21 protein-coding genes are annotated in these 25,484 nt (G+C 73.2%); 13 read left to right on the top strand and 8 right to left on the bottom strand.

The features are described 5' to 3' along the window. Positions 1-149: 149 nt before the first annotated feature. Positions 150-1,349 carry an LCP family protein gene (locus tag AB0E91_RS14265; RefSeq protein ID WP_361780221.1) on the bottom strand — a complete coding sequence of 400 codons (1,200 nt, stop codon included), beginning with the start codon at positions 1,347-1,349 and terminating at the stop codon, positions 150-152. Positions 1,350-1,468: 119 nt separating this feature from the next. After that, a complete protein-coding gene (locus AB0E91_RS14260) occupies positions 1,469-2,224 on the bottom strand; it encodes a TIGR03089 family protein (RefSeq protein WP_361780218.1) in 756 nt (251 codons plus the stop codon). Between the two features lie 293 nt (positions 2,225-2,517). Between AB0E91_RS14260 and AB0E91_RS14255 the strand changes: the two genes are divergently transcribed. Continuing rightward, positions 2,518-3,600 carry an NDP-sugar synthase gene (locus tag AB0E91_RS14255; RefSeq protein ID WP_361780215.1) on the top strand — a complete coding sequence of 361 codons (1,083 nt, stop codon included), beginning with the start codon at positions 2,518-2,520 and terminating at the stop codon, positions 3,598-3,600. Between the two features lie 69 nt (positions 3,601-3,669). Here the strand turns inward: AB0E91_RS14255 and AB0E91_RS14250 are convergent, their stop codons facing one another. The 4 genes from AB0E91_RS14250 to AB0E91_RS14235 all read right to left on the bottom strand — a co-directional run bounded on the left by AB0E91_RS14250 (position 3,670) and on the right by AB0E91_RS14235 (position 7,584). Then, entirely contained in the window at positions 3,670-4,686 is a 1,017-nt protein-coding gene (locus tag AB0E91_RS14250; RefSeq protein ID WP_361780212.1) for a DNA-3-methyladenine glycosylase 2 family protein, read from the bottom strand. Between the two features lie 69 nt (positions 4,687-4,755). Then, positions 4,756-6,063, bottom strand: coding sequence for a coenzyme F420-0:L-glutamate ligase (locus AB0E91_RS14245; RefSeq protein ID WP_361780209.1), 1,308 nt, complete (start codon positions 6,061-6,063; stop codon positions 4,756-4,758). Then, positions 6,060-7,019: a 2-phospho-L-lactate transferase gene (cofD, locus tag AB0E91_RS14240; protein ID WP_361780206.1), complete on the bottom strand. Its 960-nt coding sequence runs from the start codon at positions 7,017-7,019 to the stop codon at positions 6,060-6,062. The genes AB0E91_RS14245 and cofD overlap by 4 nt, the downstream gene beginning before the upstream one ends. Positions 7,020-7,065: 46 nt before the next feature. Beyond that, positions 7,066-7,584, bottom strand: coding sequence for a cysteine dioxygenase family protein (locus tag AB0E91_RS14235; protein ID WP_361780203.1), 519 nt, complete (start codon positions 7,582-7,584; stop codon positions 7,066-7,068). A gap of 682 nt (positions 7,585-8,266) precedes the next feature. Here AB0E91_RS14235 and AB0E91_RS14230 point away from each other — a divergent pair. The 3 genes from AB0E91_RS14230 (at position 8,267) to AB0E91_RS14220 (ending at position 14,006) form a co-directional block, all read left to right on the top strand. Then, positions 8,267-8,530: a WhiB family transcriptional regulator gene (locus tag AB0E91_RS14230; protein ID WP_003975777.1), complete on the top strand. Its 264-nt coding sequence runs from the start codon at positions 8,267-8,269 to the stop codon at positions 8,528-8,530. Between the two features lie 212 nt (positions 8,531-8,742). Further along, a complete protein-coding gene (locus AB0E91_RS14225; protein WP_361780200.1) occupies positions 8,743-12,495 on the top strand; it encodes a glycosyltransferase in 3,753 nt (1,250 codons plus the stop codon). Then, positions 12,492-14,006: a DUF5719 family protein gene (locus AB0E91_RS14220; protein ID WP_361780197.1), complete on the top strand. Its 1,515-nt coding sequence runs from the start codon at positions 12,492-12,494 to the stop codon at positions 14,004-14,006. The genes AB0E91_RS14225 and AB0E91_RS14220 overlap by 4 nt, the downstream gene beginning before the upstream one ends. A gap of 110 nt (positions 14,007-14,116) precedes the next feature. On the opposite strand, the gene AB0E91_RS14215 is transcribed toward AB0E91_RS14220, so the two are convergent. After that, complete coding sequence (locus AB0E91_RS14215) at positions 14,117-14,566, bottom strand: metallopeptidase family protein (protein ID WP_361781278.1); 450 nt, start codon at positions 14,564-14,566, stop codon at positions 14,117-14,119. A 281-nt stretch (positions 14,567-14,847) separates the two neighbouring features. Between AB0E91_RS14215 and AB0E91_RS14210 the strand changes: the two genes are divergently transcribed. From AB0E91_RS14210 to AB0E91_RS14175, 8 genes are all read left to right on the top strand, one after another. Continuing rightward, a complete protein-coding gene (locus AB0E91_RS14210) occupies positions 14,848-15,267 on the top strand; it encodes a DUF3499 domain-containing protein (RefSeq protein WP_361112100.1) in 420 nt (139 codons plus the stop codon). Between the two features lie 93 nt (positions 15,268-15,360). Further along, positions 15,361-16,725 carry a phosphomannomutase/phosphoglucomutase gene (locus AB0E91_RS14205; protein ID WP_361780193.1) on the top strand — a complete coding sequence of 455 codons (1,365 nt, stop codon included), beginning with the start codon at positions 15,361-15,363 and terminating at the stop codon, positions 16,723-16,725. Between the two features lie 110 nt (positions 16,726-16,835). Beyond that, entirely contained in the window at positions 16,836-17,027 is a 192-nt protein-coding gene (locus AB0E91_RS14200) for a Trm112 family protein (RefSeq protein ID WP_361780190.1), read from the top strand. A gap of 73 nt (positions 17,028-17,100) precedes the next feature. Further along, positions 17,101-18,228 carry an SIS domain-containing protein gene (locus AB0E91_RS14195; RefSeq protein ID WP_361780187.1) on the top strand — a complete coding sequence of 376 codons (1,128 nt, stop codon included), beginning with the start codon at positions 17,101-17,103 and terminating at the stop codon, positions 18,226-18,228. Between the two features lie 102 nt (positions 18,229-18,330). Beyond that, positions 18,331-19,482 carry a mannose-6-phosphate isomerase, class I gene (manA, locus tag AB0E91_RS14190; RefSeq protein WP_361780184.1) on the top strand — a complete coding sequence of 384 codons (1,152 nt, stop codon included), beginning with the start codon at positions 18,331-18,333 and terminating at the stop codon, positions 19,480-19,482. A 130-nt stretch (positions 19,483-19,612) separates the two neighbouring features. Then, the gene (locus AB0E91_RS14185; RefSeq protein WP_361780181.1) at positions 19,613-20,593 is read left to right on the top strand and encodes a cation diffusion facilitator family transporter; all 981 of its coding nucleotides are present in this window, start codon (positions 19,613-19,615) and stop codon (positions 20,591-20,593) included. 324 nt (positions 20,594-20,917) lie between these two features. Then, positions 20,918-22,375 (top strand): adenosylhomocysteinase, encoded by a 1,458-nt coding sequence (gene ahcY, locus AB0E91_RS14180; protein ID WP_161178852.1) that lies wholly within the window; start codon positions 20,918-20,920, stop codon positions 22,373-22,375. Positions 22,376-22,482: 107 nt separating this feature from the next. Beyond that, a complete protein-coding gene (locus AB0E91_RS14175; protein ID WP_361780177.1) occupies positions 22,483-23,097 on the top strand; it encodes a hypothetical protein in 615 nt (204 codons plus the stop codon). Positions 23,098-23,126: 29 nt separating this feature from the next. On the opposite strand, the gene AB0E91_RS14170 is transcribed toward AB0E91_RS14175, so the two are convergent. Beyond that, positions 23,127-24,032, bottom strand: coding sequence for an RDD family protein (locus tag AB0E91_RS14170; RefSeq protein WP_361780174.1), 906 nt, complete (start codon positions 24,030-24,032; stop codon positions 23,127-23,129). 128 nt (positions 24,033-24,160) lie between these two features. Here AB0E91_RS14170 and AB0E91_RS14165 point away from each other — a divergent pair, with 128 nt between their 5' ends. Then, positions 24,161-25,168, top strand: a complete 1,008-nt coding sequence (locus AB0E91_RS14165; RefSeq protein WP_361780171.1) for a stage II sporulation protein M — start codon at positions 24,161-24,163, stop codon at positions 25,166-25,168. The last annotated feature ends 316 nt before the right edge of the window (positions 25,169-25,484 follow it).

The raw sequence follows: 25,484 nt of genomic DNA, 5'->3' as shown, positions 1-25,484 counted from the left end.
GGCCTGAACCGCGGGGCCGGGTGCATCGGATCGCTCACACTATCCGCCCAGTTCAGCGTCGGGCGACGCGCGTGACAAATTCCACGTTCCTACAACCGGGCAATCCCGCCCATATTCCTGAACAAAGGTTCGCCGTTTTGGTGCGCGCATTACTCACAGGCTCGTTCGGCGGCCGTGTTCCCGTGAAAAGTCGGCACCGGGGAAGGGTCGTTCGTGGAGCCTTGCTGATGGGTATTACCGGTGTTTTCAGGTGAAGTGTCCTTGGTCACCGCGACGGGCAGGTCCGCCCGCAGCCGCGCGAAGAGGCGGTCGGCGTCCGGCTCCACGAGCTGGTCGCGATTGGAGTCGTAGACGTATGCCTTGCGAGGGACCGTCAGGAACTGCACATGTTCGGTGGGGATGTCGCGCAGCCCGCGCACCAACTGGTACAGACCCCGCAGATTGGCCAGTTCCGGGTCCGTGGTGAGCGCGGAGGTCGCCGCGTCCAGCACCGGATAGAGCTTCACCGGATTCAGCAGTACGTCGCTGCCGCGCACCTTCTCCACCAGCGCGCCGAGGAAACGCTGCTGGCGCTCCATCCGGTCGGTGTCGCTGCCGTCGCCGAGGGTCTTGCGGGCGCGCACGTAGCCGAGCGCCTGCTCCCCGTCGAGGGTCGTCGCGCCCGCGGGCAGCCTGAGCCCGGCCGCCTTGTCGTCGATGGGCTCCTTCAGGCACAGCCGCACCCCGTCGACCGCGTCCACCATCTCCTTGAACCCGCTGAAGTCCACGACCATGTGATGGTCCACGCGGATACCGGTCAGCTCCTCGACGGTACGGATCGTGCAGGCCGAACCGCCCAGCTGGAAGGCGTGGTTGAGCATCGCGAACGCCGGGTCGGTACGGCCGCCGTCCGCGCCCACGCACTCGGGGACGTGCACCATCAGGTCGCGGGGCAGCGAGACGGCGGTGGCGCTGCGCCGGTCGGCGGCCAGATGCAGCAGGATCGTGGTGTCGGAGCGCGCGCTGCCCGTGTCGCGCCCGTACGCGCCGTTGTCCCCGGCCCGGGTGTCGGACCCGATGAGCAGGATGTTCTGGGCGTCCTTCACCAGCGCGGTGGGCCGCTCGCGTTCGTAGCGGGCCAGCTCGCGGGCGGCCGCGTCGTCCGGGGTGATGTTGGAACTGAGCCGGGCGTAGACGGCCCAGCCCGCCCCGGCGGCCGCCAGCAGCAGCGCGGCCGAGCCCAGCGCCGTACCCCTGACCCACCGGCGCCTGCGCCGCCGGGCCAGCCCGTCCCCGGTGGCCGAGGACCCGGGGCCGGAAGCGGGTGGCCTGCCTGCGCTGTCGGGCACGTCAGGTCCACCCCGATCCATGGCGTACGAGCGTCACATCCCTCTTCTACGACCATGGCGGCGAAGCGGGCCCCGGGCCGCCCTTTGCTGCGCCGGACGGGTGAGGACGGAGCCGGTGGGGCGCGGTCGGGTCCGGCGGGTCAGTGCCGCGCGGCCGTGACCCGTTCGGCCTCGATGCGCTTGGCGAGCGCGTCCCCGTCCAGGCGGTCCAGGTTGCGGCACAGCACCACCGAGCCACCGGTGGCCAGCGGGGCGTACAGACCCGCGCTCAGCCCCGCCCAGGTGTCGTACCGCAGCCCCGACAGCAGCCGGGAGCCCGGGCCCGTCAGATCCAGCGCGGGCGCGTCCGCGCGGGCCCGCTCGACCACCTCGGCCGCGCTGGACTCCGCCCCGGCCACGATCAGCGCGGGCTCGTCCGGGTCCACGGGCGCGAACGGCGCGAACCGGTCTCCCTGGCCCGGCACTTCGGCCGCGTAGTCGAGGAAGCCGTCCGGAACCACGGGGAACCGGCCGCCCAGCGGGCGCAGCGCCATGGCCACCCGCTCGCCCCGGCACGCCCGCGCGGCCTCCAGCGAGTCCGGGCCGCTCACCACCACGTCGGCCGCCGCCGCGTCGCCGTCCACGTCGGCCACCGCGCCCACCGACGCGCAGGCCAGCAGCCACACGGCCGTCTGCCAGTGCGCGGGCAGCAGCAGCGCCACCCGGTCACCGGGTCCGGCGTTCAGCTCGCCCTGGAGCAGATTGGCGGTCTTGGCCACCCAGTTGGCGAAGGTGGCCACGGACAACTCGACACGTTCGCCCGTGGCGTCGTCGTAGTACGTCACCAGGGGGCGGCCCGCGTCCGCGGCGAGCGCGGAACGCAGCAGGTCGGCGGGGGTGCGATCGGTGGCAGTCACCCGCGCAAGAGTACGCCGCCCGGGACGGCCCGCGGGGCGCGCGGGGCCTTGGCAGGTGTCCCGGCGGGCGTGGCGCAAGGGTTGCCCGGCGGCCGGCGGTGGCAACCTCTATCCGAAGGAGAAGAGCGTGCCGTCGGGGGGCGGGTGGGGACGGCGGGTGCGGCCGGGGGAGGACCGCGCGCCGATCACGCGGTACACCGCGCGGCCACCCGGGGCGCCGTCGCACGGTCTGCATACACTGGCCGGCCGAAACGAGACGTTCCGCCGGTCCCGGCAGGAAGCAGAGACGACAGGTGACAGAAGCGATCCTCCTGGTCGGCGGCAAGGGCACGCGGCTGCGACCGCTCACGGTGCACACGCCCAAGCCCATGGTCCCGGCGGCCGGGGTGCCGTTCCTCACCCACCAGCTGGCCCGGGCCAGAGCGGCGGGCGTCGAGCACATCGTCCTCGCCACGAGCTACCTCGCCGAGGTCTTCGAGCCGTACTTCGGCGACGGCTCCGACCTCGGCCTGCACATCGAGTACGTCACCGAGCGGGAACCCCTCGGCACCGGCGGCGCGATCCGCAACGTCGCCGCCCGGCTGCGCTCGGGGCCCGACGACCCGGTGCTCGTCTTCAACGGCGACATCCTCACCGGCCTCGACATCCGCGCGCTGGTGGACACCCACGAGTCCACCGGCGCGGACGTCTCCCTGCACCTGACCAAGGTGACCGACCCCCGCGCGTACGGCCTGGTCCCCACCGACGGGAACGGGCGCGTGCTGGCCTTCCTGGAGAAGCCGCAGACCCCCGAGGAGATCGTCACCGACCAGATCAACGCGGGCGCCTACGTCTTCCGCCGCTCCGTCATCGACGCGATCCCGGCGGACCGCCCCGTCTCGGTCGAGCGCGAGACCTTCCCCGGGCTGCTGGCCGCCGGGGCCCACCTCCAGGGCATGGTCGACTCCACCTACTGGCTCGACCTCGGCACCCCGGCCGCCTTCGTCCGCGGCTCGGCCGACCTGGTCCTGGGCCGCGCGCCCTCCCCGGCCGTCCCCGGCCGACGCGGCGACCGCCTGATCCTGCCCACGGCCACCGTCGCGCCCGACGCCAAGCTGACCGGCGGCACGGTGGTCGGCGAGGGCGCGTACATCGCGGAGGGAGCCCGGATCTCGGGCTCGGCCATCCTGCCGGGAGCGGTCGTCGAGGCGGGCGCGGTCATCACCGACTCGCTCATCGGGACCCGGGCCCGGGTGGGGGAGCGGACCGTGCTCACCGGGGTGGTCGTCGGCGACGGGGCGACGGTCGGGGCGGACAACGAACTGCGGGACGGCGTCCGGGTGTGGTGCGGGGCGCAGCTCCCCGCGGGGGCGGTGCGGTTCTCGTCCGACATGTAGGGGACGGGTGCGGGTTCGTCGTGGCTTGTCGCGCGGTTCCCCGCGCCCCTTCGCAGCGTGCCCCTCGCTTCACAGGCGCCCGATGTCCACCCGCGGCATCTTCGGCTTCCGCCGCGCCGGCACGTTCCCGCTCAGCAGGATCAGCCGAGCCGCCCGATGCCGCTGCCCCTGAGGAGCGTACGGCTCGAGCAGGCGCAGCATCTCCGTGTCGTCGGCATCGCGGTCCCCCGCCAGCGCCCAGCCGACGATGCGCGGAAGGTGAAGGTCGCCGACGGTCACCTCGTCGGCGGCGCCGTGGCTGCGCTGGACCACCTCCGCCGAGGTCCAGGGACCGATGCCGGGGACGACCTCCAGGCGGGTCCGGGCCTCGGCGGGAGACAGGGCCGTCGTCTGCTCCAGGCGGGCGGCGAGCCGTACCGCGCGCAGGACCGTCGAGGCACGCTTGTCGTCGACACCCGCGCGGTGCCACTCCCAGGAGGGGATCAGCGCCCAGGTCCGGGGTGCGGGCATGACCCACATCGGGTGCTCACCCGTACCGGCGGGGCCCGGCGCGGGCTCCCCGAACCGGCGCACCAGCAGCCGCCAGGCCCGGTACGCCTCGTCGGTCGTGACCTTCTGCTCCAGGACCGAGGGGATCAGCGACTCCAGCACCAGACCGGTGCGGGTCAGCCGCAGCCCGGGGCGCCGGTGCCGGGCCAGGGCCACGATCCGGTGCCGGGGCTCGAACGCTCCGGGGTCGTCGGCGGCGCCCAGCAGCTCGGGCAGCCGGTCGAGCAGCCACTCGGCGCCGGGGCCCCACGCCTCACCGCACACCTCGCCGCCGCGCGCGGACACCCGCAGCGTGCCCGGACCGGCGGGCGTACGGCAGGCCCGCCACACCGAACCGTCGCGCGCCGCCCGGAACATCGGATCGGCGGGGCCGCGCCGCAGCGGCCCGAGCACAAGCCCGAGGTCCAGCGGCCCGTCCGGCACCCACGTACGGGTGCGGGGCGCGCTCGTCCGCCGGGGCACCGGGGCGGACACGGTGACCTCCCCGCCGCGCACGGTCGTGCGCGTGACGGGCCGGGGGGCGAAACGTCCTGCCACGGATGAGGTCCTAGGGATGCGGGGGGTGCGGGGGCTGCCCTACGAGACTAGGGCAGCCCCCGCACCCTTTCAGCGGACCTCGATGAATGTCCCCGCGTCCCGCGCCGGGCGCGCGGCCGGGTCCTGGGCCGGGTGGCCGACCGCCACCGCGCCCATCGGGGACCAGTCGGCGGGCAGGTCCAGGACCTCGCGCACGACATCGCGGCAGAACATGGTGGACGACACCCAGGCCGAGCCCAGCCGCTCCCCGGCCAGCGCGACCAGCAGGTTCTGCACGCCCGCGCCCATGGCGACCACGAACATCTCCCGCTCGGCACCGTCGCGCCGCGCGTCGCCGTAGGTGTGCGAGCCGTCCATGACGAGGCAGGGCACGACCAGGTACGGCGCGTTGCGCAGCACCTCGCCCCGGCGGACCCGCTTGGCGATGGACTCCTCGCTCTTGCCGTCCCGGCGCAGGTCCGCGATCCAGGCGTCCCGCATCGCGTCGAGCAGCCGCAGCCGGGACTCCGCCGACTCCAGCAGGACGAACCGCCACGGTGTGGTGTGGTGCGGCGCGGGCGCGGTCACGGCGGCGGCCACCGCGCGGCGGACGGCGCCCGGGTCCACCGGCTCGTCGGTGAAGGCCCGTACGGTGCGCCGCTGGGTCACCGCCTCGCGGACCGCCTCGGAGGTGCCGAGCCGGAACATGTCGTCCCGCGCGGAACGCACCAGCGCCCGCGCGCCCTCGCCGTCCTCGTCCGCCGCGGTCACCACGTGCGGCAGGCCGCGCAGTACGGCCACCGGACGCCCGGCGGCCTTGCCCTTGACCAGGTCGCCCGCCGCCGCGAGTTCGTCGGCGGTGGCGACGACGGTGGCGGAGAGCGGGTTGCCGTGCGCGTCGGTGCCGCCGCGCAGGTCGTCCAGGACCCGGACCCCGGCGGCGCCGATCGCCACGTCGGTCAGGCCCGCGCGCCACGGCCGCCCGAAGGTGTCGGTGACGACCACGCCCACCTCGACGCCGAGCGCCGCCCGCAGCCCCTCGCGGATCGCGCGCGCGGAGGCGTCCGGGTCCTCGGGGAGCAGCAGGACGGTGCCGCCGGGGGTGTTGGACGCGTCGACCCCGGCGGCGGCCATGACGAGGCCCTGCCGGTTCTCCACGATGCGCAGCGGTCCGCGCCGGGCCACCACCCGGACCGTCTCGGCGTCGATCGCGGCCTCGCGGTCGGACGCCTCCACGATCCGGCCCTCGGCCTTGGACACGATCTTGGAGGTGACGAGCAGTACGTCCCCGTCGGCAAGCCCCGGTTCGGCGGCCGCGATCAGCTTGGCCAGGTCGTCGCCGGGCGCCACCTCGGGCAGCCCCTCGGGGGCCCAGACCCGGTACTCACCGGTGGTCACGCGGCCCGCACCTCCTCGGCCAGCGCGAGCGCCTCGCGCGCCATGGCGGCGGTCGCGTCCACGTCGGTCATCATCAGCGGTACGGCCCGGCAGCGGATGCCGTCCGCCTCGACCCGCTCGACCGCGCCCGCGTCGACGGTGTCGACCAGCCAGCCGTCCAGCAGGCCCGAGCCGTAGTGCGCGGCCACGGCCGCGGCGGTGGACTCCACGCCGACCGCCGCGAGCACCTTGTCGGCCATCCCGCGCACGGGTGCGTCCCCGACGATGGGGGAGAGCCCCACCACCGGTACGCCCGCCTCCGCGATGGCCTCGCGGATGCCGGGCACGGCGAGGATCGTGCCCACGGACACGACCGGGTTGGACGGCGGGAAGAGGACGACGTCGGCCTCGGCGATGGCCTCCAGGACACCGGGCGCGGGCTTGGACTGCTCGGCGCCGACCGGCACGACGGCCTCGGCGGGCACCGAGGCGCGCAGCCGCACCCAGTACTCCTGGAAGTGGACGGCCTTGCGCTCGCCGTCGACCTCGACGGCCACGTGGGTCTCCACCCGGTCGTCGGTCATCGGGATCAGCTTCACGCCGGGCTGCCAGCGGGCGCACAGCGCCTCGGTGACGGCGCTCAGCGGGTACCCGGCGTCCAGCATCTGCGTCCGCACGATGTGGGTCGCGAAGTCCCGGTCGCCCAGGCCGAACCAGCCCGGTCCGGCGCCGTAGGCCGCCAGCTCCTCCTTGACCCGGAAGCTCTCGTCCTCCCGGCCCCAGCCCTGTTCCTCGTTGATGCCGCCGCCGAGCGTGTACATCACCGTGTCGAGGTCCGGACAGACCTTCAGACCGAAGAGATGGATGTCGTCGCCGGTGTTGCCGATGACCGTGATGTCCGCCTCCGGGGCGGCCTTCTTCAGGCCGCGCAGAAACCGGGCACCGCCGATGCCGCCTGCCAGAACCACAATGCGCATGGCCACAGTCTGTCAGCCGCCGTGAGCGCTCAGCGGGGGGAGTGGCTCACACCACGGCCGGGCACGGCTCGGCCCGCAGTTCGCCGTGCGTCTCGCCGTGCTCGGAGGTGTGCATGGGCATCGCCGTGAGGCCCGGGTAGTAGATGTGCAGGCTGACCGCGGGCTCCAGGGAGTCGTTGACCACCTCGTGCACGTACCCGGGTGCGAAGACCCGCTGGGCCCCCGCCGCGAGCGCACGCGTGCCGCGCTCGGTGCGTTCGGTCAGGCTCCCCTCCAGGACGGTGAGGACACCGGAGGAGCGGCCGTGGTCGTGGAGTCCGCTGCCCTGGCCCGGCACCCAGGACAGCAGCCAGACCTCGTAACCGGGTCCGGTGCGCAGCCGGTGGTACCAGCGGGTGGTGGCGTCGTAGCGGACCAGGTGGGCCCACTGGGCGCGGTCGGCGGCGACGGCGCGGGCCAGTCCGGCGAACTCGGCGACGGTCACCGGGTGTTCACGGGGCGGCTGGAGCAGATGGGGCACTTCGAGGATGTCGCCGGCGATCTGGAGGTCGTTGTCGCTGTTCATCGGGTGCTGTGGTCCCTCGGAAGAGGAGTGGGGGCGGAAGGTTCACGCGGGGCCGCCCGGATCGCGGGCGTGCGGGGTGTCCTGGAGCGGGGTTCAGGACGGGGAGAGGCGACCGGTCCGGGATGGGGCCGGTGTCAGCTGGAGCGCGGTGGGCTCAACAGCTGGGACAACAGCAACAGCTGCGGCGGACGAGGGCAGCACCGAGGAACCCGCGGGTGCGGGTCGGGGTGAGCGCCAAGTTCGCGAACATGCCCACTAGGAGAGCGGCTCACACCACCGGTGTCAACTCGATGCCCGGAATGTGGGACATGTTTCACCTCATCCGGTTCATCTCCGAGGTGAAAGGTTTGTTCATCCGACAGCCGGGACACATGGGGCACATCCGGTTGTCGAGCGCGGACCGTGTGCCCACGCCACGCGGAACGGGGACGAACACGAGGGCGTCTCTCCTCGTACAGAGGTGTGCGAGGTCCGCCGTCCCTCCGGGCCCGCACGCGTGTCAAGGTTTATGGCGATTTGAACACTTACCGCACGGCCTTGGTTCCGCAGAGTGAATAACGGGCTCAATAGCAGATCTCGGCTTGACTCGCCCGGAGCAGCACACTTGTAATTTCACTCGTGTCGTTCGGCCGGAGGGTTGCGGCCGACGCACGGGGACGCGAAAGACAGACGAGGGGCGCACATGACCGAGCTGGTGCAGCAACTGCTGGTCGACGACGCGGACGAGGAGCTCGGCTGGCAGGAGCGCGCGCTGTGCGCCCAGACCGACCCCGAGTCCTTCTTCCCCGAGAAGGGCGGCTCGACGAGAGAGGCCAAGAAGGTCTGCCTCGCGTGCGAGGTCCGCTCCGAATGCCTCGAGTACGCCCTCGCCAACGATGAACGTTTCGGCATCTGGGGCGGCCTGTCCGAGCGTGAACGGCGCCGCCTGAAGAAGGCCGCCGTCTGACCGACTCCCGATCACCATCCGGCCGTTGACGACTGAACGGCGGGAGAAGTTCCGTGCATAAGGTGCGAACGGCCCGTCGCCCGTGGGTTATCCACAGGCGGCGGGCCGTCGTCATGGCCAGCCGATAGTGTGGGCGCTCGTCCGAGACGCCCCGCCCCGCACCAGGGGCGCACGCGTCCACCGCAGTCCATCGAACCGGGGCCCGTACCTCGATGTCCGTGCACAGCCATACGGCAGCCCAACACGACGCTGCCACCCCTGAGTTCCCGCGTCATGTGGTGACCGCCGTCCTCGTCACCCACGACGGCGCCCGCTGGCTGCCCGACGCCCTCGCCGGGCTGATCGGCCAGGAGCGCCCCGTGCAGTACGCGGTGGCGGCCGACACCGGCAGCGAGGACGACTCCGCCCAGCTGGTCGCCGAGGCGCTCGGTGACGCCAACGTCCTGCATCTCGCCCGCCGCACCGGCTTCGGCGCGGCCGTCGAGGAGGCCGACCGGCACGCGCCCGTGCTCACCGCCGACGACCTGCCGTACCTCCGCGGCCTCGGCGGCTGGAACACGCCGGGCGGTGCCTGGGGCGACGACGCCTACGACCGGCCCGGCCCGTCGCAGGGCGAACCCGTCCAGTGGCTCTGGCTGCTGCACGACGACTGCGCCCCCGAGCCCGACGCGCTCGCCCAGCTGCTGCGCGTCGTCGACAACGAACTGGAGCTCGGCCGGGACGACGTGGCCGTCGTCGGCCCCAAGCTCCGCGGCTGGTACGACCGCAGGCAGCTCCTGGAGGTCGGCGTCTCCATCGCCAACTCCGGCCGCCGCTGGACCGGTCTGGACCGCCGAGAGCAGGACCAGGGCCAGCACGACCACGTGCGTCCCGTCCTGTCCGTCTCCACCGCGGGCATGCTCGTCCGCCGCGACGTCTTCGAGGAACTCGGCGGCTTCGACCGCCGGCTGCCCCTCATGCGCGACGACGTGGACCTGTGCTGGCGCGCCCATCTGGCCGGCCACCGCGTCCTGATCGCCCCCGACGCGGTCGTCCGGCACGCCGAGGCCGCCTCCCGCGAGCGCCGCGCGGTGGACTGCGCGGGCCGCACCGCCGCCTCCCCGCACAAGGTCGACAAGGCGGGCGCGGTCCACACCCTCCTCGTCAACACCCGGACCGCCGCGCTGCCCTGGGTGCTGCTGCGGCTCGTCCTCGGCACGCTCCTGCGCACCCTCGCCTACCTCGTCGGCAAGGTGCCGGGACAGGCCGTGGACGAGATCCGGGGTCTGCTCGGCACCCTGCTGCGCCCCGAGCGCATCCTCGCCGCCCGCAAGCGACGCGGGCGCCCGGCCGTCGACAAGGACGAACTCCGCCCGCTCTTCCCGCCGCCCGGCGCGACCATCCGGGTCACGATCGAGCAGGTCGCGGCCAACTTCTCCACCGGCTCCGAGTCCGACACCGCCCCCGTCGGACGGCACGGCGGCGGCGGGGACACCGGCAGCGACGACGAGTTCTTCGAGGTCGAGCGGTACGCGCGGCTCAAGCGCATCGCCCGCAACCCCGGCCCGGTGCTCTTCCTCGGCCTGCTGCTGATCTCCCTCCTCGCCTGCCGCGCCCTGCTCGGCGGCGGTGCCCTCGCGGGCGGCGCCCTGCTGCCCGTCCCGGCCGGCGCGAGCGACCTCTGGGCCACCTACGGCGCCGCCTGGCACCCGGCAGGAGCGGGCGGCACCGCCGCCGCGCCGCCGTACCTGGCCGTCGTCGCCTCGCTCGCCTCCCTGCTCCTCGGCTCCACCGGCCTCGCCGTCACGGTGCTGCTGGTCGGCTCGGTACCGCTCGCGGGCCTCACCGCCTACTTCGCCTCCCGGCCCCTGGTCGACTCCCGGCTGCTGCGCGCCTGGGCGGCCATCGCCTACGCCTTCCTGCCCGCCGTCACCGGCGCCCTCGCGGGCGGCCGCATCGGCACCGCCGTCCTCGCCGTGCTGCTGCCGCTCATCGCGCGCGCCGGTGTCGCCGCGAGCGGCCTCACCAACACCTCGGGCGGTCGTGGCAGTTGGCGCGCGACCTGGGCGTACGCGCTGCTGCTGACCATCACCACGGCGTTCACCCCGATCGTCTGGCCCGCCGCGCTGGTGCTCGGCATCGGCGTCCTGGTGCTGCGCCGCTCGGACCTGATCGCGTCCCTGCTGCGCCTCCTCGTCCAGCTCGGCACCCCCCTGCTGGTCCTCGCCCCCTGGTCGCTGACCCTGCTGCCGATGAACTTCTTCGGCGAGGCGGGACTGGACTTCGGCCCCTCCGCCGCCTCGGCGTCCGACCTGCTCGGCACGAGCCCCGGCGGCCCCGGCACCGTGCCCGGCCTGATGCTCATCGGCATCGTCCTGGCCGCGCTCGCCGCCCTGCTGCGCTCCGAGCGGCAGCTGGGCATCCGCACCGCGTGGGCCGTCGCGCTCGTCGGCTTCGTCCTCGCCGTCCTGTCCAACCGCTCCGCCTGGGCCGGACCCGCCACCCTCGTCTACGGCATCGCCCTGCTCGCCGCCGCCTCGCTCGGCGCCGACGGAGCACGCGCGCGGGTGGCCGAGCAGAGCTTCGGCTGGCGTCAGCCGGTCGCCGCCCTGATCGCCCTCGCCTCGGTGGTCGGCCCGCTGCTGGCCGCCGCGAGCTGGATGATCGGCGGCGCCGACGGCCCGCTGGAGCGCCGCGACCCGGCGCAGGTCCCCGCGTTCGTCGCCGAGGACGCCTCCACTCGCGACCGGGCCCGCACGCTCGTCCTGGACAGCGACTCCACCGCCCAGGTGCGCTACAGCCTGGTCCGGGGCGCGGGCGCCCGCCTCGGCGACGCCGAGTTCACCGCCTCCGACGGGGCGAACACCCGCCTGGACAAGATCGTCGCCAACCTGGTCGCGGGCTCCGGCGCCGACCAGGCCGGACAGCTCGGCGGCTTCGCCGTGCGCTACGTCCTCGTCCACCAGGGCGCGCCCCGCCAGATCAGCCGCGTCCTGGACGCCACCCCGGGCCTGAGCCGCCTCAGCCAGCAGAACGGCAGCGGCCTGTGGCGCGTCAACGCCGACGTCTCCCGCGCCGCCCTCGTGGGCCGCGACGGCTCCGGCACGCCCACGCCCGTCGCCGCGGGCCCGGTGGAGATCCACACCACCGTCCCCGGCGGCTCCGACGGCCGCGTCCTCAGGCTCGCCGACACCGCTGCCGAGGGCTGGACCGCCACCCTGGACGGCAAGCCGCTCACCCGCACCACGGTCGACGGCTGGGCCCAGGGCTTCGAACTCCCCGCGAGCGGCGGCAAGCTGGACGTCACCTACGACGCCCCCTTCACCCACACCCTGTGGCTGTGGGCGCAGGGCGCGCTCGCGGTCGTCCTGGTCGTCCTCGCCCTCCCCGGCCGCCGCCGCGACGTCGACGACGACCTCCCCGAGGAGGACCTGGTCACCGCCGACGACCTCGCGGGCGACGGCCGCCGCGCCCGCCGGCTGCGCGCCCAGGCCGAGGAACAGGCCGCGCGCGAAGCGGCACTGCGGGAACAGCAGGCCCCGGAGCCGGGCCCCGGCGACCCGGACTTCCCCGAGGTCCCGAACCCGGACTTCCCCGGCCCCGACAGCCCGCGCGAGGACTTCCCCGAGGGCGACTTCCCGCAGGAACTCCCCGACGGCGCCGTCCCGCACCAGCAGAACTACGCCGAGTGGGACGCCCCCGCCTACGCGGAGGCCGAGTACCGGGAGCCGGAGTACACCGAGGGCGAGTACGCGGCCTACCCGGCCGACCAGAACCCGTACCCGTACCAGGACCCCTATCAGGGCGGTTACGGCAACGCCCCGTACCAGCAGCCCGGCCAGGCGAACCCGTACGACCCGTACGGCTACGGCGACCCGGCCGGACAGCAACAGCCCTACGACCCGGCGGCCCACCCGCACGGCTACGACCCCGCCCAGCAGCCCTACGGCACCGGCGACGAGCGCCACGACGGGAGCCAGCAGTGAACCGCACCACCCTGTCCCTGATCGCCTGCGCGACCGCGCTGGCCGGTGTCACCGCCTACGCGGCGTTCGACCCGCCCCCGGCGTCCGGCGCGAGCCGGGCGAAGGCCGCCGCCGAACTGCCCGTGCAGCGCACCGGACTGCTCTGCCCGGCGCCCAGCTTCTCCGACATCGCCGAGACGTCGTACACGTCGTTCACGCCGGTCACCAAGGGCACCGACGCGGGCGGCAAGGCCACCCTCCAGGCGGCCACCGAGACGGACGCCGACGGCTCCGACGGCTCCGGCAGCAGCGGCAAGAGCAAGAAGGGCGGCAAGGACACCGAGCCGCCCCTCAAGCCCAAGGAGCCCGGCACCCCGGCCACCGGCGACGCCTCCGGCGCCGAGGCCCCCGCGCTCGTCGGCACCGCCGACGGCAAGTACGCGCCCGGCTGGACCGTCCAGCAGACCACCGAGGTCGCCGCGGGCACCGGCAGCGGCCTCCAGGGCGTCACCTGCGCCCCCGCCGACACCGAGTTCTGGTTCCCCGGCGCGAGCACCGCCGAGGGCCGCACCGACTACGTGCACCTGACCAACCCGGACGACTCCGCCGCCGTCGTGGACATCCGGCTCTACGGCAAGGACGGCGCGATCAAGTCGGAGGTCGCCGACGGCATCACCGTCCAGCCGCACGCGAGTGAACCGGTGCTGCTCTCCACCCTCACCGACGAGCGGGAGGCCGACCTGACCGTGCACGTCACCGTGCGCAGCGGCCGGGTCGGCGCCGCCGTCCAGGCCCAGGACGACACCGGGGGCGGCGACTGGCTCGCCCCGGCCGCCGACCCGGCGGGCAGCCTGGTCCTGCCCGGCATCCCCAAGGACGCCACCGACGTGCGCCTGGTCGCCTTCACCCCCGGCGACGACGACGCCGACCTGAAGATCCGCCTCGCCGCCCCGGACGGCACGATCACCCCGGCCGGGAACGAGACACTGCACGTCAAGTCCGGCATGACCACCGCCGCCGACCTCGGCGCCGTCACCCGGGACCAGGCGGGCTCGCTGATCCTCACCCCCTCCGGCGACTCGGTGCCCGTGGTGGCCGCGCTGCGCGTCGTACGCGGCACGGGCGCCAAGCGGGAGACGGCGTACATCCCCGCGACCGCCCCCGTCGGCCGCCGCGCGACCTCGGCCGACAACAGCGCCAAGGGCACCACCCTCGCCCTGACCGCCCCCAGCGCCACCGCCACCGTCAAGGTCACCGCCTCGGCGGGCAGCGAGGGCGGCAGCCCGGCCACCAAGACCTTCACCATCAAGGCGGGCACCACCCAGAACGTGGAGGCCCCGGTCCCCTCGGGCCTGCGCGGCACCTACGCGCTCACGGTGGAGTCCGTCTCCGGAGGCCCGGCGTACGGCGCGCGCACCCTGTCGGCGACGGAGGAGGGCGTCCCCGGTTTCACGGTCCAGACCCTGCCGAGCGACCGCGGACTGGTGTCCGTACCGCAGGCGGACCAGGACCTGGCGATCCTTCAGAAGTAGCCTTCCGGGAGGAAGTTCACGCAGACAGGCCGGGTCACACGCGCGTGACCCGGCCTGTCCTCGCGGAACCGGCCTGTCCTCGCCGTACCGGTCGGTCCTCGCCGTACCGGTCAGTCCTCGCCGTACCGGGGATCGACCGTCTCCGGGGTGAGCCCCAGCAGCTCGGCCACCTGCTCCACCACGACCTCGTGCACCAGCGTGGCCCGCTCCTCGCGGCCCTTGGTGCGGATCTCCACCGGCCGCCGGTACACCACGACCCGCGCCCGCCGGCCCTCCCGCGCGGGGATGATCCCGCCGAGCGGCACGGCCTCGTCGGCCCACGTGTCGCCCGCGCCCTCCAGCCGGGGCACCTCCAGGACCAGGAAGTCGACTTCGGACAGCTGCGGCCACCGCCGCTCCAGCCGGTCCACGGAGTCCTGCACCAGATCCGCGAACACCTCGCCACGACTGGCGGCCAGCGGCACCTGGGGAGGCGCGATGGGCCCCCGCATGCCCCGCCCGTGACGATCACGGCGGCGGGGCCCGGGGCCTGCGGCACGGGGCGGTACACGGTTGTCCATCACCGGTGAAGCCTAGTCCCCGCCCGCCCGGCGCGCCCGGCTCCACGCGGCGCCCCGCGCCGGACGCCGATGTCCGCGGATGACCGGTCCGGCCGGTCCAAGGCTCGTTTCCGTAACGCTCCAAGACCGCCACGCACAACGCAATTGACGATGTTTGTGCCGAATCATGGCCGCTCGCACCCCGCCGGGGAATTGTGCGAACACCCGTCGCAGCAGGTCAACTGGGCTTGTCCAGAAGGGCGTGTGGGGCGATTCACAGCACGACACGGTGGAGTGACCTGGTGGAGAGTCGTCGCGGCCCGCTCAAGAGTGCGGTACCGTCCAACGTCGTGAGCCCTGTACGTCGCTGTTCGCGCACCGCCTGCGGCCGACCCGCCGTCGCGACGCTGACGTACGTCTACGCCGACTCGACCGCGGTCCTCGGCCCCCTCGCCACCTACGCCGAGCCCCACTGCTACGACCTGTGCGCCGAGCACTCCGAGCGCCTCACCGCCCCGCGCGGCTGGGAGGTCGTCCGCCTGCTCGACAGCTCGGCCCCCGCCCGCCCCAGCGGTGACGACCTGGAGGCCCTCGCCAACGCCGTGCGCGAGGCGGCCCGCCCCCAGGAGCGGGCGGCCGGAGCGGGCGGCGCCCGCACCGCGGACCCCATGGAGGTGGCCCGCCGGGGTCATCTGCGGGTCCTGCGCTCCCCGGACAACTGACGCGCCGTCTCTCCCTTTGCGGTGTCCGGGCCCCGACCGTTCGCCCGGGGCGGGTAGTTTTGGGCATCCACAGGACTTTCGGGAGGCTGGGCCGTGACTGCTGATCTGTCGCAGATCGTGAAGGCGTACGACGTGCGCGGAGTGGTCCCGGACCAGTGGGACGAGTCCCTCGCCGTGCTCTTCGGCGCCGCCTTCGCCGAGGTGACCGACGCCCGCGCGATCGTCGTCGGCCACGACATGCGCCCCTCCTCGCCCGGCCTGTCCCGCGCCTTCGCGCGCGGCGCGGCCGACCGGGGCGTGGACGTCACCGAGATCGGACTCTGCTCCACCGACCAGCTCTACTACGCCTCGGGCGCCCTCGGCCTGCCCGGCGCGATGTTCACGGCCTCCCACAACCCCGCCCAGTACAACGGGATCAAGATGTGCCGCGCGGGCGCCGCCCCGGTCGGCCAGGACACCGGGCTCGCCGAGATCCGCGAACTGGTCGAGGGCTGGCTGGAGTCGGGCGCCCCGGAACCGGCCGCCGTACCGGGCACGCTCACCACGCGCGACACCCTGGACGACTACGCGGCCCATCTGCGCTCCCTGGTCGACCTGAGCGCCATCCGCCCGCTGAAGGTCGTCGTGGACGCGGGCAACGGCATGGGCGGCCACACCGTGCCCACCGTCCTGGCTGGGCTGCCCCTGACCGTCGTCCCGATGTACTTCGAGCTGGACGGCACCTTCCCCAACCACGAGGCCAACCCGCTGGACCCGGCCAACATCGTGGACCTGTGCAAGCGGGTCGTGCAGGAGGGCGCCGACCTCGGCCTCGCCTTCGACGGTGACGCCGACCGCTGCTTCGTCGTGGACGAGAACGGCGACCCCGTCTCCCCGTCCGCGATCACGGCGCTGGTCGCCGTGCGCGAGCTGGCCCGCAACGGCGGCTCGGGCACCGTCATCCACAACCTGATCACCTCGCGCACGGTCCCCGAGGTCGTGCGGGAGCACGGCGGCACCCCGGTCCGCACCCGCGTCGGCCACTCCTTCATCAAGGCCGAGATGGCCCGCTCCGGCGCGATCTTCGGCGGCGAGCACTCCGCGCACTACTACTTCAAGGACTTCTGGAACGCCGACACGGGCATGCTGGCCGCCCTGCACACCCTCGCCGCCCTCGGCGGCCAGGACGGCCCGCTGTCCGCCCTCGTCGCCGCGTACGACCGCTACGCGGGCTCCGGCGAGATCAACTCCACCGTCGCCGACCAGGCGGGCCGCCTCGCCGCGATCCGCGCCGCCCACGAGGGCCGCCCCGGCGTCACCCTGGACGACCTCGACGGCCTCACCGTCTCCGCCGACGACTGGTGGTTCAACGTCCGCCCCTCCAACACCGAGCCCCTGCTCCGCCTGAACGCGGAGGCCAAGGACGAGGCCACCATGGAGAAGATCCGCGACGAGGCACTGGCGATCATCCGCGCCTGAACCGGCGTCGACAGTCGGGGCCGACCGTCCGGCCCCGGCCGTGCCGCCGTACGGCGGTAACCTGACCAGCACATCCGTACATCCCGTACCGCCGCCCGAAGGGACACCCCATGGCGCTCGAATCCGGCCTCCTGGAGATCCTGGCCTGCCCGGCCTGCCACTCCGCGCTCAAGGAGCAGGACGGCGAACAGGACACCGAGGGCACCGAGCTCGTCTGCACCGGCCAGGACTGCGGACTGGCGTACCCGGTCCGCGACGGCATCCCCGTCCTGCTCGTCGACGAGGCCCGCCGCCCGCTGTAGCCGGAGCCGCATCACGACCCGGCCCGCGCCCGACCACACCGACAGGATTCCCGGCGACCGGAGGCTGCCGCCCATGCTCGACGAATCGCTCCTGGACACCCCGGAGGGCCTCGCCGAGGCCGACCGCCGAGGGCTCCTGCGCGGCGCGGCGGAAGCCGGCGCCCGGGTCCGTACGGCCGCCCGGCACGCCGTCGAGGCGGGCGTCGGCGCCCTCAGGCCGGACGGCCGCCCCCGCGCCGTCCTGATCGCCGGTCCCGGAGCCGCCGCCACCCACGCCGCCGACCTGCTCGGCACCCTTGCCGGACCCGGCAGCCCCGTCATCCGCCTCGCCCCGACCGGTGTGGCCCCCGCCCCCGGCGCCCTGCGCTGGGAACTGCCGGGCTGGGCCGGTTCCGTGGACCTGCTGCTGATCGCCACCCCGGACGGCGGCGAACCGGGCCTGTCCCTCCTGGCCGAGCAGGCCTACCGCCGAGGCTGCTCCGTCGTCGCCGTGGCCCCCGCCGGCACCCCGCTCACCGAGGCGGTCGCCGGGGCACACGGCCTCTTCGTCCCCATGGCCACGGCCCCCTACGACCAGGGGGAGCCCGTCGCCGGTGCCTCCTCCGGCGTCTTCTGGGCCCTGCTCACCCCGCTGCTCGCCCTGCTCGACCGCGTCGGCCTGCTCGCGGCGGACCCGGAGGCCCTGGAGAAGGTCGCGGACCGCCTGGACCGCGTGGCCGAGCGCTGCGGCCCCGCCATCGTGACCTACAGCAACCCGGCGAAGACCCTGGCCGCCGAACTGGCCGACGCGCTCCCGGTCGTCTGGACCGAGGGCACCTCCGCGGGTCCGGCGGGCCGCCGCTTCGCCGACGCCCTCGCCGAACTCGCCGGGCGCCCCGCCCTGGTCGCGGAACTCCCCGAGGCCCTCGCCGCGCACAGCGCGCTCCTCGCGGGCCCGCTCGCCGCGAGCGCCGACCCCGACGACTTCTTCCGCGACCGTGTGGAGGAGGCGCCCGCCCTGCACGCGCGCGTGGTGCTGCTCCGCGACCGCCCCCTCGGCGGTCTCACCGCCGCCCCCGCCGCCCGTGACCTGGCCCTCAGCCACGACACGCCGATCAGTGAACTGGAGCCGGAGGAGGGCGCCGATCTGGAGACCCTCGCGGAACTGATCGCCGTCACGGATTTCGCCGCCGTTTACCTGGCGCTCGCCTCCGCCACCTGACCTTGCTCCCGGACCGCCCGCCCACACACCCGGGGGGCGGCCCGGCCCGCGCCCACCCCCGGGCACCGGCCGCGCAGCGCACGTACGGAGACAGAGAGACACATGGACCGCCTCGACAACACCGTCCGCCCCTACGCGTGGGGCTCGCCCACCGCCATCCCGCACCTCCTCGGCACCGAGCCGACCGGTCAGCCGCAGGCCGAGATGTGGATGGGCGCCCACCCCGGCGCCCCCTCGCGCACCCCGCGCGGCCCGCTCACCGAGGTCGTCGCCGCCGACCCCGAGCGCGAACTCGGCGGGGCCGCGGTCGCGAAGTTCGGCCCCCGGCTGCCGTTCCTGCTCAAGATCCTCGCCGCGGGCGCCCCGCTCTCCCTCCAGGTCCACCCCGACCTCGCCCAGGCCCGGGAGGGCTACGCCGACGAGGAGCGCCGGGGCATCCCGGTGGACGCCCCGGACCGCAACTACAAGGACGCCAACCACAAGCCCGAGCTGATCTGCGCGCTCACCGAGTTCGACGGCCTGTGCGGCTTCCGCCCCGCCGCCGAGGCGGCCGCGCTGCTCGAAGGGCTCGGCGTCGACTCCCTCAAGCCCTACGCCGACATACTGCGCGCCCGCCCCGAGGACGCCGCCCTGCGCGAGGCCCTCACCGCGATCCTCACCGCCGGCCCCGAGGACATGGCCCGCACCGTCGCCGAGGCGACCGCCGCCTTCATCCGCCTCGGCGGCCCCTACGCCCCCTACACCGGAATGGCCCGGCACTACCCGGGCGACCCCGGCGTCATCGCCGCCCTGCTGCTCAACCACGTCCGGCTCCAGCCCGGCGAGGCCCTGTTCCTCGGCGCGGGCATCCCACACGCCTACCTCGACGGCCTGGGCGTGGAGATCATGGCCAACTCGGACAACGTCCTGCGCTGCGGCCTGACCCCCAAGCACGTCGACGTCCCCGAACTCCTGCGGATCGTCCGCTTCGAGCCGGGCGACCCGGGCGTGCTGCGCCCGGAGGTGTCGCCCGAGGGGGAGGAGGTCTACGAGACCCCGATCGACGAGTTCCGGCTCTCCCGCCTCGTCCTGCCCGAGGGCGGCGCCGTCCGCGACCTCAGCCGCGACACCCCGCAGATCCTGCTGTGCACGGCGGGCACCGTCCGCGCGGGCGAGCACGAGCTGTCCCCGGGCCACTCGGTCTACGTCCCCGCAGGTGAGCGCGTCGAGGTGGCCGGAACCGGCACCGTCTTCCGTGCCACCGTGATCGTATGACCGGGCCTGTGGACAGCTGACGCCCCGCCACCCGATGGGCTGCAACAATGGCCCCCCGGCAAAGCACCGGCAAAGACGGGTACACGCCGAGACGGCGTAGACGTACGACAGTGAAGGGACACGCGGACACATGAGCGCGTCAGGCGGTACGAAGGCGATCGTGGCGGCACTCGGTGCCAACCTCGCGATCGCGGTCGCGAAATTCGTGGCGTTCGCGTTCAGCGGCTCCTCGTCCATGCTCGCGGAAGGCGTGCACTCGCTCGCCGACTCCGGCAACCAGTTCCTGCTGCTCATCGGCGGCAAGCGCGCCCAGCGCGAGGCCACCCCGCAGCACCCCTTCGGCTACGGCCGCGAGCGCTACATCTACGCCTTCCTCGTCTCGATCGTCCTCTTCTCCATCGGTGGCATGTTCGCCATCTACGAGGGCTACGAGAAGATCAGCCACCCCCACCCGGTGGAGCACTGGTACTGGCCGGTGGGCGTCCTGGTCTTCGCGATCATTGCCGAGGGCTTCTCCTTCCGCACCGCCATCAAGGAGTCCAACGAGCTGCGCGGCAAGCTCTCCTGGGCGCAGTTCATCCGCCGCGCCAAGGCCCCCGAACTGCCGGTCGTCCTCCTTGAGGACTTCGGCGCACTCATCGGCCTGGTCCTCGCCCTCGTCGGCGTCGGCATCGCCATCCTCACGGGCGACGGCATCTGGGACGGCATCGGCACCGTCTGCATCGGTGTCCTGCTCGTCCTGATCGCCCTCGTCCTCGCCGCCGAGACCAAGTCCCTGCTGCTCGGTGAGGCCGCGGGCCTGGAGGACGTCAAGAAGATCGAGGCCGCCATCGTCGACGGCGACACGGTCACCGGCGTCATCCACATGCGCACCCTCCACCTCGGCCCTGAGGAACTGCTCGTCGCCGCCAAGATCGCCGTCGAGCACGACGACACGGCCACCGAGGTCGCGCACGCCATCAACGCCGCCGAGGCCCGCATCCGCGAGGCCGTCCCGATCGCCCGCGTCATCTACCTCGAGCCCGACATCTACAGCGAGGCCGAGGCCGCCAAGGGCCCGGACCCCAAGGCCACCCCGGGCGGCCCCAACCCCCACCCGGCCGATCACTGAGCCACCGCTCCGGCCACCCGGTCACCTCGTCCGACGGGGCCCGCCCACACCCGGGCGGGCCCCGTCCGCCGTACCGGACACCCCGCCGGCCCGAGAGGCGGACTGGGGCAGCCCGGTTCTCCGGTGTTAGCTTGGGACGGAGCCAGACGTCGCTGCTGATGGCGGTCGGGCGGTCCCGAGCGGACCGTCCGAGGGAGAGAGGGCCTCCGACGGACTGCGCTGCGCGCCCGGGCACGGCCGTGCCCTCTTTTCGGGCACCCCTGTGTCCGCCGCCGCGCAGACCAGCCCCACCCACCTCGCCCCAACTCCGAGGAGCAGCCCGCAATGACGACTGTCGACAACCGACAGGACTTCAAGGTCGCCGACCTCTCCCTGGCCGAGTTCGGCCGCAAGGAGATCACCCTCGCCGAGCACGAGATGCCCGGCCTGATGTCGATCCGCAAGGAGTACGCCGAGGCGCAGCCGCTGGCCGGCGCCCGCGTCACCGGCTCCCTGCACATGACCGTGCAGACCGCCGTGCTCATCGAGACCCTGGTCGCCCTCGGCGCCGACGTCCGCTGGGCCTCCTGCAACATCTTCTCCACCCAGGACCACGCGGCCGCCGCCATCGCCGTCGGCCCGAACGGCACGCCCGACAACCCGCAGGGCGTCCCGGTCTTCGCCTGGAAGGGCGAGACCCTGGAGGAGTACTGGTGGTGCACCGAGCAGGCGCTGACCTGGCCGAACAGCCCCACCGGCGGCCCGAACATGATCCTGGACGACGGCGGTGACGCCACCCTCCTCGTCCACAAGGGCGTCGAGTACGAGAAGGACGGCAAGGTCCCCGGCGTCGAGACCGCCGAGTCCGACGAGCACCGCGTCATCCTCGAGCTGCTCCACCGCACCATCAGCGAGGGCTCCCAGAAGTGGACCCAGCTGGCCTCCGAGATCCGCGGTGTCACCGAGGAGACCACCACCGGCGTCCACCGCCTGTACGAGATGCAGCGCGACGGCGACCTGCTCTTCCCGGCGATCAACGTGAACGACGCCGTCACCAAGTCGAAGTTCGACAACAAGTACGGCTGCCGCCACTCCCTGATCGACGGCATCAACCGCGCCACCGACGTCCTCATCGGCGGCAAGACCGCCGTCGTCTGCGGCTACGGCGACGTCGGCAAGGGCTGCGCCGAGTCCCTGCGCGGCCAGGGCGCCCGCGTGATCATCACCGAGATCGACCCGATCTGCGCGCTCCAGGCGGCCATGGACGGCTACCAGGTCACGACCCTCGACGAGGTCGTCGACAAGGCCGACATCTTCGTCACCACGACGGGCAACAAGGACATCATCATGGCCGACGACATGGCCAAGATGAAGCACCAGGCCATCGTCGGCAACATCGGCCACTTCGACAACGAGATCGACATGGCCGGCCTCGCCAAGATCCCCGGCATCGTCAAGGACGAGGTCAAGCCGCAGGTCCACACCTGGACCTTCCCCGACGGCAAGGTGATCATCGTCCTGTCCGAGGGCCGCCTGCTGAACCTGGGCAACGCCACCGGTCACCCGTCGTTCGTCATGTCCAACTCCTTCGCGGACCAGACCCTGGCCCAGATCGAGCTGTTCACCAAGCCCGACGAGTACCCGACCGGCGTCTACGTGCTGCCCAAGCACCTGGACGAGAAGGTCGCCCGCCTCCACCTGGACTCGCTCGGCGTCAAGCTGACTAAGCTGCGCCCGGAGCAGGCCTCGTACATCGGCGTCGAGGTCGACGGCCCCTTCAAGTCGGACCACTACCGCTACTGAGCGATCCGGGCAGGCCCCCGCACCCCCGTGTCGGGGGCCTGCCCCGCTCCGGCCGACCGCCGGCTCTCACGGCCGCACCGTCAGCCCGCCAGACCCCGGGACCCGTCATGCCGCGTGGCCGCTATTCGCTTCACGATCCGCACGATCACACCCCTCTCGCGGAAGAACACTTCCACTGCGCCCCCGGCCCTTCCGGCTGGCGCTACGTCTCGCAGCTGACCACCCCCACCAGCGACCACACCGGCTCCGTCGACCTCGCCCTGGACGACCTCGGCCGCCCCCTCCGCCTCGAAATCCACGCGGGCGACTGGCAGGTACGCGGCGCCGCCCTCGACGGCATCTCCTGGGTCCGCACGGACCCCACCGGGACCGAGGCCACCGAAGGCAACGTGCGCGCCCACGCCTTCACCGGCACGTCCCCAGCGTTCCTCGTCGCCACCGCCCGTCTGCTCCGCCTCACCCCCTCGTCCTCCGCCACCCGCGTACGCCTCGTCGCCCTCACCGACCCGGTGCTCGCCCCACGCACCCTGGACCAGTCCTGGGCCCTGGTCGACAGAGAAACACACGCCACTGACAACGGCCCCCTGATCGTGGACGCGTACCAGGTCACAGCCCTGGACACCGGCGAACAGCACACCGTGCACCTCGCCGGGGACGTGGTCCTGTCCGCCCCCGGGATCGAGCTGGAAGACCTGCAGACCCCACCGTCGACGTTCGACTGAGAACCAGGGGTCGTGGACCGGACCGCCACTCACGCCGGAGGAACGAACCCGGTAGGACGGGAACCGGAATCCTGCGGCCGCACCGTGGCCGACCGCTCCACCGGAGCCTCGTACACCTGCGCCGCTCCCGGCGCGGCCCAGCCCCCACCACTCGGCACGTCTCCACCGGGCACGGGCCCGTGGTGCGCGCCGTCCGCCCGCACCGGGGCCTGCCGGGCCTGCCGCTCCTGGACCACAGCGGCCAGAAAGAGCGCCGGAGGCAGTTCCTGCGGCACCGTCGTCCCCGTACGCCCCGCGATGTCGGCCGCGAGCCGCCCGGCCATCGCCGCGGAGACCTGTGGATCGAGCTGACGCATCCGCCCCAGGTACTGCCGCACGGCGAGCCAGAGCCCGTCCGGCACCGCCGACAGATCCAGCTCGGCGAACCGCCCCGCGACCCACGGCGGCGGAGCCGGCATCGGCCAGGACCGTCCCACCGGAACCCGCTCCCGCACCACCAGCGTGCCCGCGAACACATCCCCGAGCCGCCGCCCACGCGCCGACACCAGCGACGCGATGCACGCCACCACCCCGAACGTCATCAGGATCTCGACCACCCCGACGGCACCGCGCACCAACGCGTGCCGGAACCGGATCGGCCCCCCGTCGTCCCGCACCACCCGCAGCCCGAACATCAGCTTCCCCAGCGAGCGCCCGTGGCTGAGCGTCTCCACCGCGATGGGAGCACCGATCAGGACCAGCAGGAAAACGGCTATGGACAGCGCCATCTGCGCCGCGTCGTCGAGCGACGCGGTCGCCAGCAGGACCACGACGGAGACACCGATGTAGACGCACATGGCCACGACCAGATCCACGAACACGGCCAGCGCCCTGCTCGGCAGCTTGGCGGGCCGCAGTTCGAGCGCCACCGCCTCCCCGGTCACCAGCTCACTCATGTCCCGCCGCCCTTCCCCTCGTCCGCCCCTTGAGGCAAGTCTGCCAAGCTGAGCACACATCGCGTCGCGGTAGGACAAGCTGACAGCAGCACGCGCAACGACGACCGGCCGAGGAGCAGGCAGACCCGATGGACCTGGACGTGTTCGTCTACGCACACCGAGCCGAGTGGGACCGCCTCGACGCCCTGACGAGCCGCAGGCGTCGGCTCAACGGCGCCGAGACCGACGAGCTGATCACTCTCTACCAGCGCACGGCCACCCACCTCTCGCTGATCCAGTCCAGCGCCCCGGACCCCCAGCTGACCGGCCGGCTGAGCAGGCTCGTCGCCCGTGCCCGCAGCGCCGTCACCGGAACCCGCCGCGCCTCCTGGCGCGACGCGGTCCGCTTCCTGACCCAGGGCTTCCCGGCCGCGGTCTACCGGGCCCGCCACTGGTGGGTGCCCACCGCACTCGTCTCGACGGCCGTCGCGATCCTTCTGGGCTGGTGGATCGGCACGCACCCCGAGGTACGCGCCACCATCGCGGCCCCCGACCACCTCCGCGAGCTGACCCGCCCCGGTGGCGAGTACGAGACCTACTACTCGAGCCACCCGGCCGCCTCCTTCGCCGCGCAGGTGTGGACGAACAACGCCCAGGCGGCCGCGATGTGCCTGGTCCTGGGCATCTTCCTGGGGCTCCCCGTGCTCTGGATCCTCTTCGAGAACATGCTCAACCTCGGTGTCGGCTTCGGCCTCATGTCCTCCGCCGGCCGCCTCGACACCTTCCTCGGCCTCGTCCTCCCGCACGGCCTGCTCGAACTGACCGCGGTCTTCGTCGCCGCCGGTACGGGCCTCCGCCTCGGCTGGACCGTCATCGACCCCGGCCCGCGAAGCCGTCGTACGGCACTGGCGGAAGAAGGGCGCGCGGCTGTCGGCATGGCCATCGGTCTCGCCCTGGTCCTTTTCGTCTCCGGCGCCATCGAAGGCTTCGTCACCCCGTCCGGACTTCCCACCTGGGCCCGCATCGGCATCGGCATCGTGGCCGAGCTGGCATTCCTGGCCTACGTCTATGTCCTCGGCGGCCGCGCGGCCCGTGCCGGAGAGACGGGCGACCTCATGGCGTCCGAGCGCAGCTCGACCGTCCCCACCGCCGCCTGAGGTGCGTATACGGCCTGTGAGCTGCTAGTCTTCCGATCGCCCCAAGAAACCCGTTGACACGGGTGGACCGGGGAGGTAGAGTCAAACAGTTGCCTGGAGCTGGACAAGCTCAAGGTTGACCGCTAGAATCTATCTGCTCCTCGAAGAAGTCGCTCAGGCGATTCCGAGAAGCAAACTCCGATTACTCAGAAATGAGCGGCCGGTAAGACCGGCCAAAAGCTTCTGATAGAGTCGGAACCGCCGGAAAGGGAAACGCGAAAGCGAGAACCTGGAAAGCACCGAGGAAATCGGATCGGAAAACGATCTGATAGAGTCG

It is taken from the genome of Streptomyces sp. NPDC026659 (genome assembly GCF_040638245.1).
Classification (GTDB): Bacteria; Actinomycetota; Actinomycetes; order Streptomycetales; family Streptomycetaceae; genus Streptomyces.
This window is presented reverse-complemented; position numbering and strand designations above follow the sequence as displayed.

Coding starts and splice junctions, on each gene's coding strand:
- AB0E91_RS14200 (WP_361780190.1), top strand. CDS start 16,836: ATGGCGCTCGAATCCGGCCTCCTGGAGATCCTGGCCTGCCCGGCCTGC.
- ahcY (WP_161178852.1), top strand. CDS start 20,918: ATGACGACTGTCGACAACCGACAGGACTTCAAGGTCGCCGACCTCTCC.
- AB0E91_RS14230 (WP_003975777.1), top strand. CDS start 8,267: ATGACCGAGCTGGTGCAGCAACTGCTGGTCGACGACGCGGACGAGGAG.
- AB0E91_RS14170 (WP_361780174.1), bottom strand. CDS start 24,032: ATGAGTGAGCTGGTGACCGGGGAGGCGGTGGCGCTCGAACTGCGGCCC.
- AB0E91_RS14215 (WP_361781278.1), bottom strand. CDS start 14,566: ATGGACAACCGTGTACCGCCCCGTGCCGCAGGCCCCGGGCCCCGCCGC.
- AB0E91_RS14175 (WP_361780177.1), top strand. CDS start 22,483: ATGCCGCGTGGCCGCTATTCGCTTCACGATCCGCACGATCACACCCCT.
- AB0E91_RS14165 (WP_361780171.1), top strand. CDS start 24,161: ATGGACCTGGACGTGTTCGTCTACGCACACCGAGCCGAGTGGGACCGC.
- cofD (WP_361780206.1), bottom strand. CDS start 7,019: ATGCGCATTGTGGTTCTGGCAGGCGGCATCGGCGGTGCCCGGTTTCTG.
- AB0E91_RS14195 (WP_361780187.1), top strand. CDS start 17,101: ATGCTCGACGAATCGCTCCTGGACACCCCGGAGGGCCTCGCCGAGGCC.
- AB0E91_RS14225 (WP_361780200.1), top strand. CDS start 8,743: ATGTCCGTGCACAGCCATACGGCAGCCCAACACGACGCTGCCACCCCT.
- AB0E91_RS14235 (WP_361780203.1), bottom strand. CDS start 7,584: ATGAACAGCGACAACGACCTCCAGATCGCCGGCGACATCCTCGAAGTG.
- AB0E91_RS14185 (WP_361780181.1), top strand. CDS start 19,613: ATGAGCGCGTCAGGCGGTACGAAGGCGATCGTGGCGGCACTCGGTGCC.
- AB0E91_RS14265 (WP_361780221.1), bottom strand. CDS start 1,349: ATGGATCGGGGTGGACCTGACGTGCCCGACAGCGCAGGCAGGCCACCC.
- manA (WP_361780184.1), top strand. CDS start 18,331: ATGGACCGCCTCGACAACACCGTCCGCCCCTACGCGTGGGGCTCGCCC.